This is a genomic window from Burkholderia sp. Ac-20379, from assembly GCF_017104645.1.
In the GTDB taxonomy this organism is placed as follows: domain Bacteria; phylum Pseudomonadota; class Gammaproteobacteria; order Burkholderiales; family Burkholderiaceae; genus Burkholderia.
This window is the reverse complement of the sequence record NZ_JAAGPF010000062.1, coordinates 16,139-31,958: the sequence shown is the minus strand read 5'-3', so window position 1 is coordinate 31,958 and position 15,820 is coordinate 16,139. Positions and strand designations below refer to the sequence as shown.

General features: G+C 67.3%; 14 protein-coding genes. 7 read left to right on the top strand and 7 right to left on the bottom strand.

Annotated elements, in window-relative coordinates; genetic code table 11:
• Positions 1-1,442: exodeoxyribonuclease V subunit gamma (locus tag G3N92_RS11300; RefSeq protein WP_241014727.1), on the bottom strand; the 1,442-nt coding region annotated here is incomplete at its 3' end.
• A 163-nt stretch (positions 1,443-1,605) separates the two neighbouring features.
• Here G3N92_RS11300 and G3N92_RS11295 point away from each other — a divergent pair.
• Entirely contained in the window at positions 1,606-3,903 is a 2,298-nt protein-coding gene (locus G3N92_RS11295) for an FUSC family membrane protein (protein WP_206127555.1), read from the top strand.
• 40 nt (positions 3,904-3,943) lie between these two features.
• Here G3N92_RS11295 and G3N92_RS11290 read toward each other — a convergent pair whose 3' ends face one another.
• The 3 genes from G3N92_RS11290 to G3N92_RS11280 all read right to left on the bottom strand — a co-directional run bounded on the left by G3N92_RS11290 (position 3,944) and on the right by G3N92_RS11280 (position 5,264).
• Positions 3,944-4,150, bottom strand: a complete 207-nt coding sequence (locus G3N92_RS11290; protein ID WP_206127554.1) for a hypothetical protein — start codon at positions 4,148-4,150, stop codon at positions 3,944-3,946.
• A 17-nt stretch (positions 4,151-4,167) separates the two neighbouring features.
• Entirely contained in the window at positions 4,168-4,638 is a 471-nt protein-coding gene (locus G3N92_RS11285; RefSeq protein ID WP_206127553.1) for an Lrp/AsnC family transcriptional regulator, read from the bottom strand.
• Between the two features lie 155 nt (positions 4,639-4,793).
• Positions 4,794-5,264 (bottom strand): hypothetical protein, encoded by a 471-nt coding sequence (locus G3N92_RS11280; protein ID WP_206127552.1) that lies wholly within the window; start codon positions 5,262-5,264, stop codon positions 4,794-4,796.
• A gap of 191 nt (positions 5,265-5,455) precedes the next feature.
• Between G3N92_RS11280 and G3N92_RS11275 the strand changes: the two genes are divergently transcribed.
• Both G3N92_RS11275 and G3N92_RS11270 read left to right on the top strand, forming a co-directional pair.
• On the top strand, positions 5,456-5,791 hold the full coding sequence (locus tag G3N92_RS11275) for a hypothetical protein (protein WP_206127551.1): 336 nt from the start codon (positions 5,456-5,458) through the stop codon (positions 5,789-5,791).
• A gap of 227 nt (positions 5,792-6,018) precedes the next feature.
• Positions 6,019-7,212, top strand: coding sequence for an ammonium transporter (locus tag G3N92_RS11270; RefSeq protein ID WP_206127550.1), 1,194 nt, complete (start codon positions 6,019-6,021; stop codon positions 7,210-7,212).
• 153 nt (positions 7,213-7,365) lie between these two features.
• Here the strand turns inward: G3N92_RS11270 and G3N92_RS11265 are convergent, their stop codons facing one another.
• Together G3N92_RS11265 and G3N92_RS11260 are read right to left on the bottom strand one after the other, a co-directional pair.
• Positions 7,366-8,163: a deaminase domain-containing protein gene (locus G3N92_RS11265; RefSeq protein WP_206127549.1), complete on the bottom strand. Its 798-nt coding sequence runs from the start codon at positions 8,161-8,163 to the stop codon at positions 7,366-7,368.
• A 243-nt stretch (positions 8,164-8,406) separates the two neighbouring features.
• A complete protein-coding gene (locus tag G3N92_RS11260) occupies positions 8,407-9,327 on the bottom strand; it encodes a DMT family transporter (protein ID WP_241014726.1) in 921 nt (306 codons plus the stop codon).
• Positions 9,328-9,401: 74 nt separating this feature from the next.
• Here G3N92_RS11260 and G3N92_RS11255 point away from each other — a divergent pair, with 74 nt between their 5' ends.
• Positions 9,402-10,259 carry a LysR substrate-binding domain-containing protein gene (locus G3N92_RS11255; RefSeq protein ID WP_206127548.1) on the top strand — a complete coding sequence of 286 codons (858 nt, stop codon included), beginning with the start codon at positions 9,402-9,404 and terminating at the stop codon, positions 10,257-10,259.
• Between the two features lie 31 nt (positions 10,260-10,290).
• Positions 10,291-11,112, top strand: coding sequence for a Sir2 family NAD-dependent protein deacetylase (locus G3N92_RS11250; protein WP_339385891.1), 822 nt, complete (start codon positions 10,291-10,293; stop codon positions 11,110-11,112).
• A gap of 101 nt (positions 11,113-11,213) precedes the next feature.
• On the opposite strand, the gene G3N92_RS11245 is transcribed toward G3N92_RS11250, so the two are convergent.
• Positions 11,214-12,176: a LysR family transcriptional regulator gene (locus tag G3N92_RS11245; protein ID WP_206127547.1), complete on the bottom strand. Its 963-nt coding sequence runs from the start codon at positions 12,174-12,176 to the stop codon at positions 11,214-11,216.
• Between the two features lie 84 nt (positions 12,177-12,260).
• Here G3N92_RS11245 and G3N92_RS11240 point away from each other — a divergent pair, with 84 nt between their 5' ends.
• Together G3N92_RS11240 and G3N92_RS11235 are read left to right on the top strand one after the other, a co-directional pair.
• Positions 12,261-13,193, top strand: coding sequence for a carbon-nitrogen hydrolase family protein (locus G3N92_RS11240; protein ID WP_206127546.1), 933 nt, complete (start codon positions 12,261-12,263; stop codon positions 13,191-13,193).
• A gap of 364 nt (positions 13,194-13,557) precedes the next feature.
• Positions 13,558-15,534 carry an alkaline phosphatase PhoX gene (locus G3N92_RS11235; RefSeq protein ID WP_206127545.1) on the top strand — a complete coding sequence of 659 codons (1,977 nt, stop codon included), beginning with the start codon at positions 13,558-13,560 and terminating at the stop codon, positions 15,532-15,534.
• Positions 15,535-15,820 lie beyond the last annotated feature (286 nt).

The window sequence follows — 15,820 nt, the reverse complement described above, 5'->3', positions numbered from 1 at the left end:
TTCAATGCACGGGCCACCACCCACATCGACACTGACCCCACCACTCTTTCCCTCCACGACGCGCTTCCGATCTCCGCATCGACGCGCAGCCATTCGATCAGTTCGGGCGCGCCCACCTCGCGCTCGGGCAGCGCGAGCCAGTCGAGCAGCACGCGCGCCACCGGGTTGGCCTGCGACGGCGGCAGCCCGGTGATCCGGTACGGCACGCGCGCGGCCTCCTGCGAAGCGGCGGTGCCGAACACGGCGTCGATCAGCGGGCCGGCCGCGGCCAGATCGGCGACGGCCACCAGCACGTCGGACGGCGCGAGCGTCGGATCCTCGGCGAACGCGGCCAGCAGCCGGTCGTGCAGCACTTCGAGCTGGCGCGCGAGGCTGTGGCAGACGTGCACCTCGATGCCGCGCGCGGCCGGCGGCGGCCCCAGCTCGGCTTCGGGCCGCAGGTCGAGCATCGCGTTCTGAATGCGCGCGAGCCAGCTATCGGCCTCGAATGCGTCGAAGCGCGACGCATCGGTGGCCGCGGCCGATTCGGTCAGCTCGTGCAGCATGTGCAGTTGCGCTTGCGTCTGGCGGCCCCATTCGGCCAGCAGCGGATGGCCGACCTGTTGGTAATCGAGCTGGCCGGCCGCGTCGAGCGATTCGGCGCGCGCCTGCGTGACGATGTCGAACCAGAATTCGCGGCACGGATTGAGCGCGTAGATCCGCACGTCGATCCAGCGCGACAGCTCGCGCAGCAGCGCCACGTGCAGCGGCGGCATGGTGGGCAGAGCGAACACGCTGACGGCATCGGGCCAGGCGGCCAGCGTGCGCGCGTCGGGCGCGAGCGTGGGCGCTTCGCGCAGGAAGCGGTGCGCGGGCGGCTCGCCGTCGTCGGCCAGCTCGGCCACCAGCGCGCGCCACAGCGCGGCCTGCCAGTGTTCGTCGTCGCGCGCCGCCTCGGCGCCGCGCGAAGGCGTGCCTTCCAATGCGAAGATCGAGCCGCCCTCGCGCCAGGCCGTCAGCCACTCGGGCCGGTAGGTCAGGTAATGATCGAACACGGCGGCGAGCCGGTGCGCCAGCTCGTAGCGCATCGGCGCGTCGGCCGCCGCGAGATAGGCGGCGAGGCGCGGCGAGGCGAGCCACGGCGCGGCCTCCCCCGCCTCGCTCGCCAGCAGCCGGTAGCAGCGCCAGACGAGCCGGTCGGGCGCGAACGGCGAGCGCGGCGGCACATGCAGCACCTGCCCGATCTGCGCCCACAGCCATTGCGCGAGATAGCTGAACTGAACGTTCGCGCAAATGCCGTGCCGCGCGGCGACGTCGAGCTCGAGCCGCCGGCGCAGCGCCGCGCTCGGCACGATCACCTGCTGCGCGGCCCACGGCCCCGCCGCGCCCGGATGCGACGCGAGATGGTCGATCAGTGCATCGGCAAGCGTTTCGTGACGGTTCGAGAAAAAGAGGTGGAGCATGCGGGCGGCGGCGGTGACGGTGCGCGGCCGTTCGCCACGCAGGAAGCGCCAAGGATAGCAAACGCATCGGCGCACGGATATTCGGCCAAACAGCCAGATTTTCGGGATGGCGAAATACGTTAGACTCGTCCGCCTGTTTGCGCCGTTTCGCCAACCGTCCTCGATGCGCTATTCGATCGAAATCAAGAAGTTCCTGTACAGCCAGTATTTCTTCGGCGGCCTGCGGATCGCCGTCGGCGTGTCGTTGCCGGCCGTGCTGTGCCTGATCGTGTTCGACGATCGCGATCTCGGCTTCACGATCGCCACCGGCGCGCTCGGCGCCTGCGTGGTCGACATGCCCGGCCCGCTCAAGTACAAGCACAACGAAATGCTCGCGTGCAGCGTGATCGGCTTCCTGTCGGCGCTGGCCACGGGCCTCGCCACGCCGAACATCTTCGCGCTGTGGCTGACCATCGTGCCGCTCACGTTCGTGCTGTCGCTGATCGTGGTGTACGGCAACCGCTGGCCGCAGATCAGCTTCGCCACGCTGTTCATGATGGTGATGACGCTGGAGGACAGTTTCACGCCCATGGAGGCGCTGATCAACGCCGCGTGGATCCTCGCCGGCGGCCTCTGGTACACCTACTGGGCCACGCTGGTGTCGCGCTGGCAGGCGCGCCGCATCGAGCAGCAGGCGCTGGCCGACAGCCTGTTCGCGCTGTCCGGCTACCTGCTCGCGCGCGCCGATTTCTACGATCTCGAATCCGATCTCGACGAGTGCTACCGCAATCTCGTCGTCAAGCAGGTGGCGGCCGTCGAATCGCAGGAAACCGCGCGCGACATCGTGCTGCGCAATCTGCCGAAGCTGCGCGACGGCCAGCTCGACCGCGCACGCACGCTGATGTTCAACCTGTTCATCAACAGCGTGGATCTGCACGAGATGTTCGTCGGCGCGCATACCGATTACCCGCTCGTGCGCAGCACGTTCGGCGACTCGGACATGCTGCTGTTCTATCGCGACCTGATCCGCAAGGCGGCGGCCGATCTCGAAACGGTGGGCCTCGCCGTGCTGGAAAACCGCGCGCCGCAAACCCGCACCAGCGTGAAGGCCGAACTGCGCGCGATCGAGTATGAAATCGAGCTGATGCGCAAGAAGAACTTCCCGGAGACCAACCCGGAAGCCTACGCGGCCGTGCTGGCCACGTTCCGCCGCATCTGGAGCGCCACGCGCCTGATCGACAAGATGCGCCGCACGCTGGCCGCCACGCCGGATGTCGCGCAAACCGAGCTGAAGATCGACCAGACGCTCGCGCGCTTCCTGCAGCGCCGCCGGCTCTCGCCGATGCTGATCTTCTCGAACCTGAACTTCGGCTCGCCGAGCTTTCGCCACGCGCTGCGCGTGACGGTGGCCGTGGCCGTGGCGTTCTGGCTCGGCCGCCTGCTGCCGCTGACGAACGCCTACTGGATCGTGATGACCACCATCATCATCCTGAAGCCCGGCTATTCGCTGACCAAGCAGCGCAACGCGCAGCGGATCGTCGGCACGCTGCTCGGCTGCGCGATCAGCATCGCGCTGATCTACACGGTGAAATCGCCGCCGCTGCTGATCGCGATCATGTTCGGCTCGATGGTGATGAGCTACAGCCTGCTGCTGTTCAACTACGCGGCCAGCGTGGTGTTCACGTCGTCCTACGTGCTGCTGATGTTCCATCTGCTCGCGCCGGGCAGCATGCGCATCATCGGCGAACGCATGATCGACACCGTGGTGGGCTGCATGATCGCGATCGCCGCGAGCCGCCTGTTCCCGTACTGGGAATACCGTGCGATGGGCAAGCTGGTGGACGAGGTGCTCGGCACCACGCGCAAGTATTTCGAGGCGGCCTGGCGGGTCGGCAGCGGCAAGGCTCAAAGCGCGCCGCCGGTAGCGGCCGCCGACGGCGCGGCCGTGGTGCAGGCGGTGGCAAGCGCGTCGGACAACCCGAAGGCCTCGCCGCTCGAGAGCGATTATCCGTACCGGCTCGCGCGCAAGAACGTGCATATCGCGTTCGCCAATCTCGGCCAGGCGTTCCAGCGCATGATGCTCGAACCGAAGGCGCAGCAGCGCTTCGTGCCCGAGCTGAACGACCTGCTGGTGCAGGCCCACGTGCTCGGCGCGCAGATCACCGCGGCCGCGCCGCTCCTGCGCAACGCCACCAGCGACGGCGCGCCCGACACCTACGCGGCGCTGCAGAACGGGCTGGCCCAGGTGCGCGAAAACCTCGAACAGGCCGAAGCCGGCGTGGCGCCGCCCGGCAATCAGGCCGAGCTGACCAAACAGCTCACGCGCGATCTCGATTCGATGGTGGTGCAGGCGGAGAAGTCGAATGCGGTCGGCACCGAACTGACGCACGACCTCAAGGTGCTGGCGCACCAGTGCAAGCAGATGCTGGCGTCGTCGCTGCTGATCCGCAAGGATGCGAGCGTGATCCGGCTGCCGGCCTGAGCGGCGGCATGGCTGGATCGCCTGCCCGGCGCGGCGGCGCTCAGTTGCCCGCGCCGGCCGACGCCGAGGAAACGGCGGAGGCCGCCGAAGCTGCCGCCCCGGAAACCGCCCCGCCCCCGTGCGCCGAATCGTACGCGCGCTTCTCCGAGATCGCGTTGTAGAGCACCGTGCCGATCACCGCGAGCACGATCACGACGATCATCACGGACACGCCGCGCACCGGGTTCTTCGTGGGCTGCTGGTTCATGTGGCCTGCCTGTCTGCCTAAACGGGCGCGACGTCGTTGCGCACCGGCAGCGCCGTCGAATACTTGATCTGCTCCATCGCGAACGAGGAACTGACGTCGAACAGCGGCACGGCGCGGATCAGATGCTTGTAGACGCGGTCGTAATCGGCGATGTCGGCCACCACCACGCGCAGCAGGTAGTCGGTTTCGCCGCTCATGCGGTACACCTCGACCACTTCCGGAATGTCGCACACCACCTGCATGAACATGCGCGCCCATTCCTCGGTGTGCTGATTGGTGCGGACCGCGACGAACACCGTGGTGCCGACGCCGAGCTTGCGCGCATCGCACAACGCCACCTGGGCGCGGATCGCGCCTGTGTCCTTGAGCCGCTGAATCCGCTTCCAGCAGGGTGTCTGCGACAGATTCACCTTCTGGGCCAGTTCGGCGATCGGCAGCGTCGCGTCGGCTTGCAGCAGTTCCAGCAACTTTCGGTCGATATGATCCATGCCCCGTTCCTGTCGTTCTGTTGGTATAGAAGATTTTTCTACGCCAAATACTATACGGGGAACATTATGAAAACTTATCGGCAGCGTCGACCGGGATAAATACGTACGCGGCGCGCGCGCAGCCGGGGCCACGCCGCACCGTGCTCGTCACAGCGTCAGTTGTTCGCGGATTTTTCGACGCCGGCCGACGAAGCGGACGACGACGCATTGGCCGCGTTGTCGCGGCTCCATTGCTGGAGCTTGCGGCCGGCCGATTCGAGTCCGGTGCCAGCGGCCGACGCGGCCAGCCCGAACGCGTTCGCGGCGGCGCTCTTCAGGTGAGCCTGCGCGGCCGACGTCACGTCGCTGGCCGAAACGGGCGGCACGGCCGAGGCGGCCGACGCCACGCCGGCCTTGGCGGCGGCGATCTGGCTGTCGACGAAGCTGGCCGCTTGATCGAGCTTTTTCGCTGCATGGGCGGCTGCGTCGGCCACGGCGCTGGCCGCGTGGTCCGGCGCCGACGCGTTCGAGTCCGCCGGCTTGTCGCAACCGGCCAGCATGCCGGCCGCCAGGGCCGCGGCGGCGAACGCCGTCAGGCTGCTGCGCCGGGGCGCGGTACGAACCGAAAAACGGAAGGGATGCTTCATGTTGGTTGGCGCGACGACGCGCCCTCTCGATACGGGAATCGCGATGATACGACGGCGGCAGGCTAGCGCCACGTCAGCATTACATTCCCTTTCAGACAAATCGGTCGATATTTCAGATTGGACCGATAGGCGGCCCCGGACACGCTACCTATAGTCGACCGCTTCATGAATTCCCGTGGGCGGTCGTTTCCATGATCAACGAATTCGATTGGCTGATCGTGCTGCTCGTCGCGCTCGGCGCGACCCTCTCGTTCTGTCGGCACGCGCGCCGCTGCTCGCCCGACGCCACCGAGCGTCGCCGGCGCTGGCGCGCCACGCTGTGGCTCGTGCTCGCGGTGGTCGGCGGCTGGGTCGCCAGCATCATCGTCGCGCACGGCATGACGGCGCCGTTCGGCTGGGCCGGCACGATCGACCTGCCGCCGGCGCCGCTGCTGCTGATCGCCATGGCGTGCGTTGCGCTGTCGCTCGCTTGCGCGTGCTGCGGCTGGCGGCTGATGCGGCCGAGGCGCCTCTTTTCGGCGCACTGAGCGCCGACGCACCATTTTCAAGCATGCGCGCACCACGAAAATCCATTCCCTGGCACCACGCGCGTGCAACCTGAAAAAATCGCCCGGCACGCACGCCGTTCGGAAAATGCGCGCCGGCCTCGGCACCCCGATCCGGTGCGGATTCGCACCGGATTCACGCACCGATTCCCTCGATTGGCCCGGATCTTGCTCAAATGCCCCCTTTTCGCGCAAACACGGGCAACAGGATGGACAGTCTGAAATCGGCCACCGACACCTTATTTCTCCTTCTCGGTGCAGCCATGGTGCTGGCGATGCACGCGGGCTTCGCGTTCCTCGAGCTCGGCACGGTGCGCAAGAAGAATCAGGTCAACGCGCTGGTCAAGATCCTCGTCGACTTCTCGGTGTCGACGATCGCGTATTTCTTCGTCGGCTACACGATCGCCTACGGCATCGAGTTCTTCGACGACATCGGCACGCTGGCCCAGCACAACGGCTATGCGCTGTTGCGCTTCTTCTTCCTGCTGACGTTCGCGGCGGCGATCCCCGCGATCGTGTCGGGCGGCATCGCCGAACGCGCCAAGTTCAATCCGCAACTGATCGCCACCTCGGTGATCGTCGGGCTGATCTATCCGTTCTTCGAAGGCATCGCCTGGAACGACCGCTTCGGCATCCAGGATTGGCTCACGCACGCGTTCGGCGCGCCGTTCCACGATTTCGCCGGCTCGGTGGTGGTGCATGCGTTCGGCGGCTGGATCGCGCTGCCGGCCGTGCTGCTGCTCGGCGCGCGCCACGGCCGCTATTCGAAGGATGGCCGGATCGCCGCGCATCCGCCCTCGAACATCCCGTTCCTCGCGCTCGGCGCGTGGGTGCTGGCGGTGGGCTGGTTCGGCTTCAACGTGATGAGCGCGCAGACGCTCGACAAGATCAGCGGCCTGGTGGCCGTCAACTCGCTGATGGCGATGGTCGGCGGCACGCTGGCCGCCTGGTTCGCGGGCCGCAACGATCCGGGCTTCACCTACAACGGGCCGCTCGCCGGGCTGGTGGCGGTGTGCGCGGGCTCCGACGTCATGCATCCGCTCGGCGCGCTCGCCACGGGCGCCGCGGCCGGCGCGCTGTTCGTCGTGATGTTCACCTGCGTGCAGAACCGCTGGCGCATCGACGACGTGCTCGGCGTCTGGCCACTGCATGGCCTGTGCGGCGCGCTCGGCGGCATCGCGGCCGGCGTGTTCGGCCAGCCGGCGCTGGGCGGGCTCGGCGGCGTGTCGTTCGTGTCGCAACTGTTCGGCACGGTCGGCGGGATCGCGGTGGCGCTGCTGGGCGGCACGATCGTCTACGGCGCACTGAAGGCGACGCTCGGGCTGCGGCTCGATCCGGAAGCCGAATTCGACGGCGCCGATCTCTCGATCCATCGCATCACGGCGACGCCCGAGCGCGATTGAGGGGCAAACACAATAAGGGGCAACGCCGTCAGCCGCTTTTGCCACACGTCCAAGCGGCGCGACGGGGTTTCCCCGAGAGAAATACGGCACGCAAGGCTCCACCGTCGCACCCGATTCTCACCTCAACCTATCCAACTCGGCTCGCTGGATAGGCTATTTCCAACGCATGCCCCAGCGAAGTCGACGCAGCATCAGGTGGACGGGAAACCCGGCAGCCAATAAGCGCTCCCGATGCTCGGTGAACGACATCGTCTTTCTCGACTCATCCACCTTGACGTAATGGCCAACCGTCTTTAGTGGATCCTGAATATCCGGAGCAATCTGGACAAAGTACACCGACATTTTTTCGACAAACGCACATTCCGACAAGAACTCTCGGTGCGACCGCCTTCCACTGTCGTACATGTAAAATAATTCCAGCCTGAGCTTCGGATACCGCCAAAGGAATTGGTTGATTACATAAGTACAAGATTGACAGGGCACTCGCTCGGTCAGCAAATACACGACACCCGATTTACTTCCGAATTTGTCAATTGCGTACGATAGCGCATTGAGGAGCAAGTATTCCGAATCATCGAATCGACTCAGGCCGCCCGAACCACAAAAACAACGCAGCCGCTCGGAAAAAATCGGGCCCGCTCCGGATTGAGTTCCAAAATAAAGCTTCTTGATTCCGGGTAGCGAACCTACATAAGCCCGCAAACTGGCTCCATAGTGAATCGGCCATCGCGTCAATGGGTCCGCCTTGAAGCTTCCGCCTATCCAATTCGCACCATCGAAGTACGGCTTGGCATCGAAATAAATGCCGCCGATATTTCCCTTGAAGTTGGTCGAATGGTTGTTGGATTTTTTAGGAATTCTTCGGTTTGCCCTGACGTAAACGTCAAATTTTCTCGGCAGCAACTCCAAAAGAGTATCAAGCGCACGCTCTCGCCTTTCTCGTGCACGCAACTTGATCCACGACGGCTCTGCTCGCCTCGATGACGATGCGGAAACATGCTGAGCACCAAAATTTAGCCGAGGCGAATAACGCTTTCTCAACGCCCTGACTCGCTTGGTTTTTAAATTTCTCTTGATCACAATCCCCCCGGTGGCCGGTTATTATCTAAGCGCCGAATCGCTTCATCAGACAATCAAGAATCCAACGCATTGGACTCAGCAATTTTCCGACATCATAACCGTCGTGCGCTGCCCTCACCCGCCTCGCCTCGCAATCAACACCACCCCCGCCCCGGCCACGATCGTCCCGAGCAGCATCCGCCAGGTCAGCGGCTCGTGGAACATCGCCCAGGCCCACGCCAGCGTGACCGACGGGCTCAAAAACAGCACGCTCGACACCCGCGCCGCCGACGCGCGCCGCAAGCAGGCCCAGTACAGCCCGTAGCCGCCGAGCGTCGAGAAGATCGCCGTCCACGCCACGCCGGCCGCGAAGCCCGCGCTCGCCACCGGCATCAGGCTGCCGCGCGCGCCCTGCAAGCCGGCGAAGATCAGCGCGGTGGCCACGCCGTGCACCCACAACGCGGCCATCGGGCTCAACGACGGCGCATGCACGGCGGCCGACAGACGCTTGCGCCAGATGCCGGCCGCCGCCAGCGACAGCATGCCGGCCACCGGCAAGCCGAGCGCCCACACGGGCGCGGCGCCGAGCCGGAACGCATCGCGGCTCACCAGCAGCACGCCGGCCAGCCCGAGCGCCAGCCCCGCCCAGACCCGGCCCGAACTGCGCTCGCGCAATACGAACGTGCCGATCAGCACGGTGCCGATCGGCAGCAGATCGGCGATCAGCGCCGACAGCCCGGCCGATACGCCCAGCTCGATACCCTTCGCCACGCCGGCCAGATAGCCGGCCATCGCCATCGCGCCGATCGCGGCCTCGCGCAGCAGCGCCGCGCGCGGGGCCGCGCGAATCTCGCGCGCGACGAAACCGAACAGGCCGATCGACAGCGCAATGCATCGCCAGAACACCACCAGGTAGACGGGCGCGTAATCGGCCGAAAAGCGAATGCCGACGAAGCCCGAGCTCCACGCCACCACCATCAGGCATTCGAGCAGCGGCAACGGGATCAGGAGCGCGGGCGCGCGGACTGCCGCGCAGGAGGATCGGGTCGAATTCATGCACCGAGCCTAAGCGCCACACATGGATTCGAAAATCAAAATATACTTTTCCAGTCGTTCAATTTCATTGAATCATGGACAGCATCCTCGATATCGAACTGCTGCGCACGTTCCACGCGGTGGCGCGCCTCGGCAAGTTTCGCGCGGCGGCCGAGTTCGTCCACAAGAGCCCGGCTGCGGTCAGCATCCATATCCAGCGGCTCGAAGCGGTGGCCGGCGGCCGGCTGCTCGAACGCGACAACCAGGGCGTCGCGCTGACGGCGCTCGGCAAGCGGCTGCTGTCGCGCACCGGCGAGCTGCTCAGCGCGCACGATCGCGTGCTGGAGGAGATTCGCGGCCGGACGGTGGCCGCGCGCATCGTGCTCGGCGTACCCGACGAATACGCGGCCCACGTGATCCGCGATCTGCTGCCGGGTTTTTCGGCAAGCTGGCCGAACGTGGTGCTCGAAATCCGCACCGGGCCGAGCTTCGAGCTGCGCGAGCGGGTAGCGCGCGGCCAGCTCGACCTGGCGCTGGTGGTGCAGCCGATACAAGCGGCGCGGCCGGCCGACGTGCTGACCGTCACCACGCCGGTGTGGGTCGGCAGCAGCGGGTTCGCCGTCGATCCCGCGCAGCCGCTGCCGCTCGCGCTCTATGCCGAACCGTGCCCGTATCGCGCCGCGATCGTGGCCGCGCTCAGGCAGGCCGGCATGCCGTGGCGCACGATCATCGAAAGCCCGTCGAGCCAGGCGATCCAGGCCTGCGTCGAATCGGGGCTGGGCGTGACGCTGGTCGACCGCGCGCGCGTCACCGGGCGCATGCGCGTGCTGGACACGTTGCCGCCGATCGGCGATCACGAAGTGGTGCTGATGCGCGATCCGGCCGGCAGCGAGCGCGCCGGCGAAGCGATCGGCCTGCTCGCCGCCACGTTCCGCCAGCAGTTCCGGCTATGACCTTGCCCGATTACCCAACCAGGAGAACCCGGTGAATCACGACGACGACACGCTCATCGCGCAAGCGGCCGCCTGGATTCGCGAGGCCGACGGCCTGCTCGTCACGGCCGGCGCGGGCATGGGCGTGGATTCGGGCCTGCCCGACTTTCGCGGCACGGAAGGCTTCTGGCGCGCGTATCCGGCGCTGCGCGGCGTGGCGTTCGAGGCGATCGCGAACCCGGCCGGCTTCGCGAGCGAGCCGCGTTTGAGCTGGGGCTTCTACGGGCATCGGCTGGCGCTGTACCGGGCCACCGTGCCGCACGCCGGGTTCGGGCTGCTGCGCGACTGGGGCGCGGCCATGACGCACGGCGCGTTCGTGTTCACGAGCAACGTGGACGGCCAGTTCCAGCAGGCCGGCTTCGACGCCGACCGCGTGGTCGAATGCCACGGCACGATCCACCGGCTGCAATGCGTGGACGCCTGCACGGACGCGATCTGGCCGGCCGATGCGTTCGCGCCGGAGGTCGACGCCGAGCGCTGCCTGCTGACCAACGCGATGCCGCACTGCCCGCACTGCGGCGCGCTGGCACGGCCCAACATCCTGATGTTCGGCGACTGGCACTGGATCGGGCGCGATACCGATCGGCAGGCGCAGCGCCTCGCGCACTGGCTCGAGCGGGTCGAGCGGCTGGTGGTCGTGGAAATGGGCGCGGGCCGCGCGCTGCCGACGGTGCGCCGCTTCAGCGAGCGCCACGGCCCGCGCGTAATCCGCATCAATCCGCGCGAACCGATGATCGCGGCGGACACGGGCATCGGCATTGCCGGCGGTGCGGCCGACACGTTGCGGCGGATCGGCGTGGCGCTGAACGGGTGACGAGCACGGCGGTTCGGCGGTTCGGCGGTTCGGCGGTTCGGCGGTGCGGCGGTGCGGCGGTGCGGCGGTGCGGCGGCTCGGCGGCTCGGCGGCTCGTCAACTTAACGGGCAGCCCCTCCCCCCAGCACGCCGCCGCCCTCGAAGCACGCGACGATCGCCTCCCACACCTTCGTCACGGCCACGTCGCGCATCGCGCTGTGCCGCCAGCCAAGGCTGACCGGATAGCCGGGCAAGGCCACCGGGCACGGCAACAGCGTCAAATCCGTCAACCGCGCGATGGCCGCCGCCGCGTGCGCCGGAATCGTCACCACCGCGCGGCTGCCTTTCAGCAGATGCGGCACCGAGGCGAAATGCGTGGTGGACGCCACGATCCGGCGTGTCCGGCCGAGCGCGGCCAGCCCCTCGTCGACGATCCCGACCACCCCGCCCGACGACACCAGGATGTGCTCGCGCGCAAGGTAGTCGTCGAGCGTCAGCGCCGCGTGCGAGCGGCGCTTGCCTGCCGCGGCACCGACGCCTTCGCCGCGGTCGATCAGGCAGGCATAGCCGCCCTCGCCAAGGCTGCGCTGCCGCAACCCACGGCTCGACAGCGGGCCGGCCGTCACGGCCAGATCCATCTCCCGATCGGCCAGCGCGTCGGCCGCGATCTGGCTGTGGGTCTGCCGGAAGATGATGCGCAGCCCCGGCGCGGCCAGCGCGACGCGCTCGATCAACGCGCGCCCGACGGCGATCTCGAAATCGTCGGACAGGCCGACCGACACCGAACGGCCCTCGAAGCTCGTCGCGTCGGGCGCCGCGATCGCGAGGCTGCGCCGGCACTGATCGAGCGCCTCGCCGATCACCGGCTTCAGTTCCTGCGCTCGCCCGGTGGGCGCGAGGCCGCGGCCGGTGCGCACGAACAGCGGATCGTCGAACACCTCGCGCAACCGCCGCAACGCCGCGCTGACGGCCGATTGCGTCATGTCCAGGCGAATCCCGGCGCGGCTCGCGCCACCCTCCTCGTACAGCGCCTCGAACACCTTGAACAGGTTCAGATCCACCGATCCGATATTGGTTTGGCTCATATCACATAGTCCAGATATGCGTTTTCGCGATTTTTGCGTCGGGCAATGATACGGCCGTCCATCACCACCCGGAGGTCTTCCACCATGGCCCGCACGCATGTCGCCGCCCTGCAGATCGGTTCGTCGCCCGACGGCACGGCGCACACGCTCGACCGCATCCTGTCCTTCGAGGACGCCATCCGCGCCTCGGGCGCCACGCTCGTGGTGATGCCCGAAGCGCTGCTCGGCGGCTACCCGAAGGGCGAGATTTTCGGCACCCGTCTCGGCTACCGCCTGCCCGAAGGCCGCGAGGCGTTCGCCCGCTATTACGCGAACGCCATCGACGTGCCCGGCCCCGAAACCGACGCGCTGGCCGGGCTGGCCGCGCGCACCGGCGCGTCGCTCGTGGTCGGCGCGATCGAGCGCGACGGCAACACGCTGTACTGCACCGCGCTGTTCCTCGATCCGGCCGCGGGGCTGGTCGCCAAGCACCGCAAGCTGATGCCGACCGGCACCGAACGGCTGATCTGGGGGCAAGGCGACGGCTCGACGCTGCCGGTCGTCGAAACCGGCGCGGGCCTCGCGGGCGCCGCGATCTGCTGGGAAAACCAGATGCCGCTGCTGCGCACGGCGATGTACGCCAAGGGCGTGCAGATCTGGTGCGCGCCCACCGTCGACGAGCGCGAGGTCTGGCAATGCTCGATGCGCCATATCGCGCACGAGGGCCGCTGCTTCGTGATCTCGGCGTGTCAGGTGCAGCCGTCGCCGGCCGCGCTCGGCATCGAGGTGCCGGGCTGGGAGCCGAGCCGCCCGCTGATCGGCGGCGGCAGCGTGATCGTCGGCCCGCTCGGCGACGTGCTGGCCGGCCCGCTGCGCGGCGAGGCCGGGCTGGTGGTGGCGGAGATCGACGTGGACGATCTGACGCGCGCCCGCTACGACCTCGACGTGGTCGGCCACTACGCGCGGCCCGACGTGTTCTCGCTGTCGGTGGACGAGCGCGCCAAGCGCACGGTGTCGTTCACGCGCGACGAACGATAGGCGGCGGGCGGCCCGGCGCGTTCACGCGCGGGCCGCCCGAACTGCTGCCCGAACTGCTGCCCAAACCCCCGCCCAAACCCCCGCCCAAACCCCCGCCCAAACCCCCGCCCAAACCCCCGCCCGCGTTGCCCCACCACGCCCCGCTTCATCAAGCCACGCCGACCGCCCGCACCGAACTGGGCGGCCCCATCCGCCGGCACCCCGCCAAAAAATTCCAAAATACAAACAACAACCCTTCAAAAAACTTTCACACACCCCGCCTACACTGCGCCTCGAATTACAAATTCCTTCCATTAACTTTCCGATTCATAACGGACAGCCCGGAAGCGACCCACATCGATCCCCATACGAGAACCGGACACCCATGACCGCGCAGCCCAAAACCTCCCGCCGCCAGGCGCTGAAGATCCTCGTCGGCGCGCCGATGCTGCCGCTCAGCGGCCTCGCGCTGCCCGCCCTGCTGAGCGGTTGCGGCGGCGGCGACGACAATGGCCCGGCGGCGGGCGGCACGGGCACCGCGCCCGCGGCCAGCTTCGCGGCGGCGACGTTCGCCTCGATGGCCGCGCCCACGCTGGCCAATCCGGCCGCGATGGCGACCACCACGGTGGGCTCGACGCTGTCGGTGTCGTTCTCGGACGGCAGCGCGCGCGACTACAAGCTCGCCTACAAGCCGTTCTTCGCCACGGGCGATCTGGTGCCGAACGGCAGCGGCGGCACGATCCTCGCGGGCGGCTACTTCGACATCAACAACCAGCCGATCGTCGACACCTCGAAGGCCGGCAGCGAGCGCCAGTTCTACTCGGATTGCCCGGACGGCAGCTCGCTGCTGACGCTCGCGAACGCGAACGTGCCCGGCGTGAAGGGCAAGCCGGTGTTCGCCGTGGTGCAGTTCGAATACACCACGCGCAACCAGAACGGCGATTCGACCTACGGCCGCCTGCCCTCGCCGATCGCGGTGCTGACGCTCGACCAGGACCAGACGACGGGCGCGCTGACGCTGGTCAAGTATCACAACGTCGATACCTCGAAGGCGCACGGCCTGTGGATCACCTGCGGCGCGAGCCTGTCGCCGTGGAACACCCACCTGTCGAGCGAGGAATACGAGCCGGACGCGACGATCGCCGCCACCGACGCGCAGTTCCTGGCCTACAGCCAGAACACCTTCGGCAACACGACCACGGCGAACCCCTATCACTACGGCCACCTGCCGGAAGTGACGGTCAACCCCGACGGCACCGGCTCGATCAAGAAGCACTACTGCCTCGGCCGCATCTCGCACGAGCTGATCCAGGTGATGCCGGACCAGCGCACGGTGATGATGGGCGACGACGCCACCAACGGCGGCCTGTTCATGTTCGTGGCCGACAAGGCGGCGGACCTGTCGGCCGGCACGCTCTACGTGGCGAAGTGGACGCAAACGGCCTCCGCCGGCGCGGGCGCGGCCACGCTGAGCTGGCTGCGCATCGGCCACGCGACGAGCGCCGAGATCGAGGCGCTGGCCAACACGCTGAAGGCCAGCGACATCATGGATCTGGTCACGGCCGATCCGAACGACGCGTCGTACACGAAGATCCACTTCAGCGGCAAGTTCAACTGGATCCGCATCAAGCCGGGCATGGAAAAGGCGGCCGCGTTCCTCGAAACGCACCGCTACGCCGCGCTGATCGGCGGCAGCATGGGCTTCACCAAGCTCGAAGGCACCACCGTCAACGCGAAGGACAAGGTGGTGTACACGGCGATGTCGCGCATCGAGACCTCGATGGTCAAGGGCAACGCGGTGTCGCGCGACGTGGCGGTGGACAAGAAGATTTCGGCCGGCGCCGTCTATGCGCTGAACCTGAAGGGCGGCCAGAGCGACACCTCGGGCACGGCGATCGACAGCGCCTGGGTGCCGGTCGACATGAGCGCGCCGGCCGCGCTGGTGGGCGAGGATCTGGCCACGGCCGACGCGCTCGGCAACACGGCCAACGCCGACAAGATCGCCAACCCGGACAACCTGAAGTTCTCGGAAAAGCTGCGCACGCTGTTCATCGGCGAGGATTCCGGGATGCACGTGAACAACTTCCTGTGGGCCTACAACGTCGACACCAAGACGCTGTCGCGCGTGCTGTCCTGCCCGTCGGGCGCCGAATCGACGGGCCTGCACGCGGTGGACGAGATCAACGGCTGGACCTACATCATGAGCAACTTCCAGCACGTCGGCGATTGGGAATCGCCGCTGCACGACAAGGTCAAGGCCACGCTCGACCCGCTGGTGCGCGCCAACTTCAAGGACCGGTTCGGCGCCAGCGTCGGCTACCTGACCGCCGAAGCCACCGGCATCAAGCTCGCCAAGGGCTGACGCCCGCCCCGCTTCGCCTCGCGTCGATTCATTTCGTTTTCGTCGCGAAACCCGGTTTCATCCGTCGCGGCCTCCGGGCCGTTCTGCACGCGCTGCCGTCCCCGGCAGCGCGTTTTTTTTGGGCGCGCGCCCGGCCGGCGGCCGCCTGCGGGCTATCCCCCGGTCCGGCCCCGAGCCGTCCGGGTTAAGCTGGCACATCAGTTGTGCGGCGTTTAACGCATCCGGCACACCATTTTCGTGAAAAATCCCACTATTTGAACAAATGGGGTCGGATTCGCGGAGCAAA

Coding starts and splice junctions, on each gene's coding strand:
- G3N92_RS11295 (WP_206127555.1), top strand. CDS start 1,606: ATGCGCTATTCGATCGAAATCAAGAAGTTCCTGTACAGCCAGTATTTC.
- G3N92_RS11290 (WP_206127554.1), bottom strand. CDS start 4,150: ATGAACCAGCAGCCCACGAAGAACCCGGTGCGCGGCGTGTCCGTGATG.
- G3N92_RS11285 (WP_206127553.1), bottom strand. CDS start 4,638: ATGGATCATATCGACCGAAAGTTGCTGGAACTGCTGCAAGCCGACGCG.
- G3N92_RS11280 (WP_206127552.1), bottom strand. CDS start 5,264: ATGAAGCATCCCTTCCGTTTTTCGGTTCGTACCGCGCCCCGGCGCAGC.
- G3N92_RS11275 (WP_206127551.1), top strand. CDS start 5,456: ATGATCAACGAATTCGATTGGCTGATCGTGCTGCTCGTCGCGCTCGGC.
- G3N92_RS11270 (WP_206127550.1), top strand. CDS start 6,019: ATGGACAGTCTGAAATCGGCCACCGACACCTTATTTCTCCTTCTCGGT.
- G3N92_RS11260 (WP_241014726.1), bottom strand. CDS start 9,327: ATGAATTCGACCCGATCCTCCTGCGCGGCAGTCCGCGCGCCCGCGCTC.
- G3N92_RS11255 (WP_206127548.1), top strand. CDS start 9,402: ATGGACAGCATCCTCGATATCGAACTGCTGCGCACGTTCCACGCGGTG.
- G3N92_RS11245 (WP_206127547.1), bottom strand. CDS start 12,176: ATGAGCCAAACCAATATCGGATCGGTGGATCTGAACCTGTTCAAGGTG.
- G3N92_RS11240 (WP_206127546.1), top strand. CDS start 12,261: ATGGCCCGCACGCATGTCGCCGCCCTGCAGATCGGTTCGTCGCCCGAC.
- G3N92_RS11235 (WP_206127545.1), top strand. CDS start 13,558: ATGACCGCGCAGCCCAAAACCTCCCGCCGCCAGGCGCTGAAGATCCTC.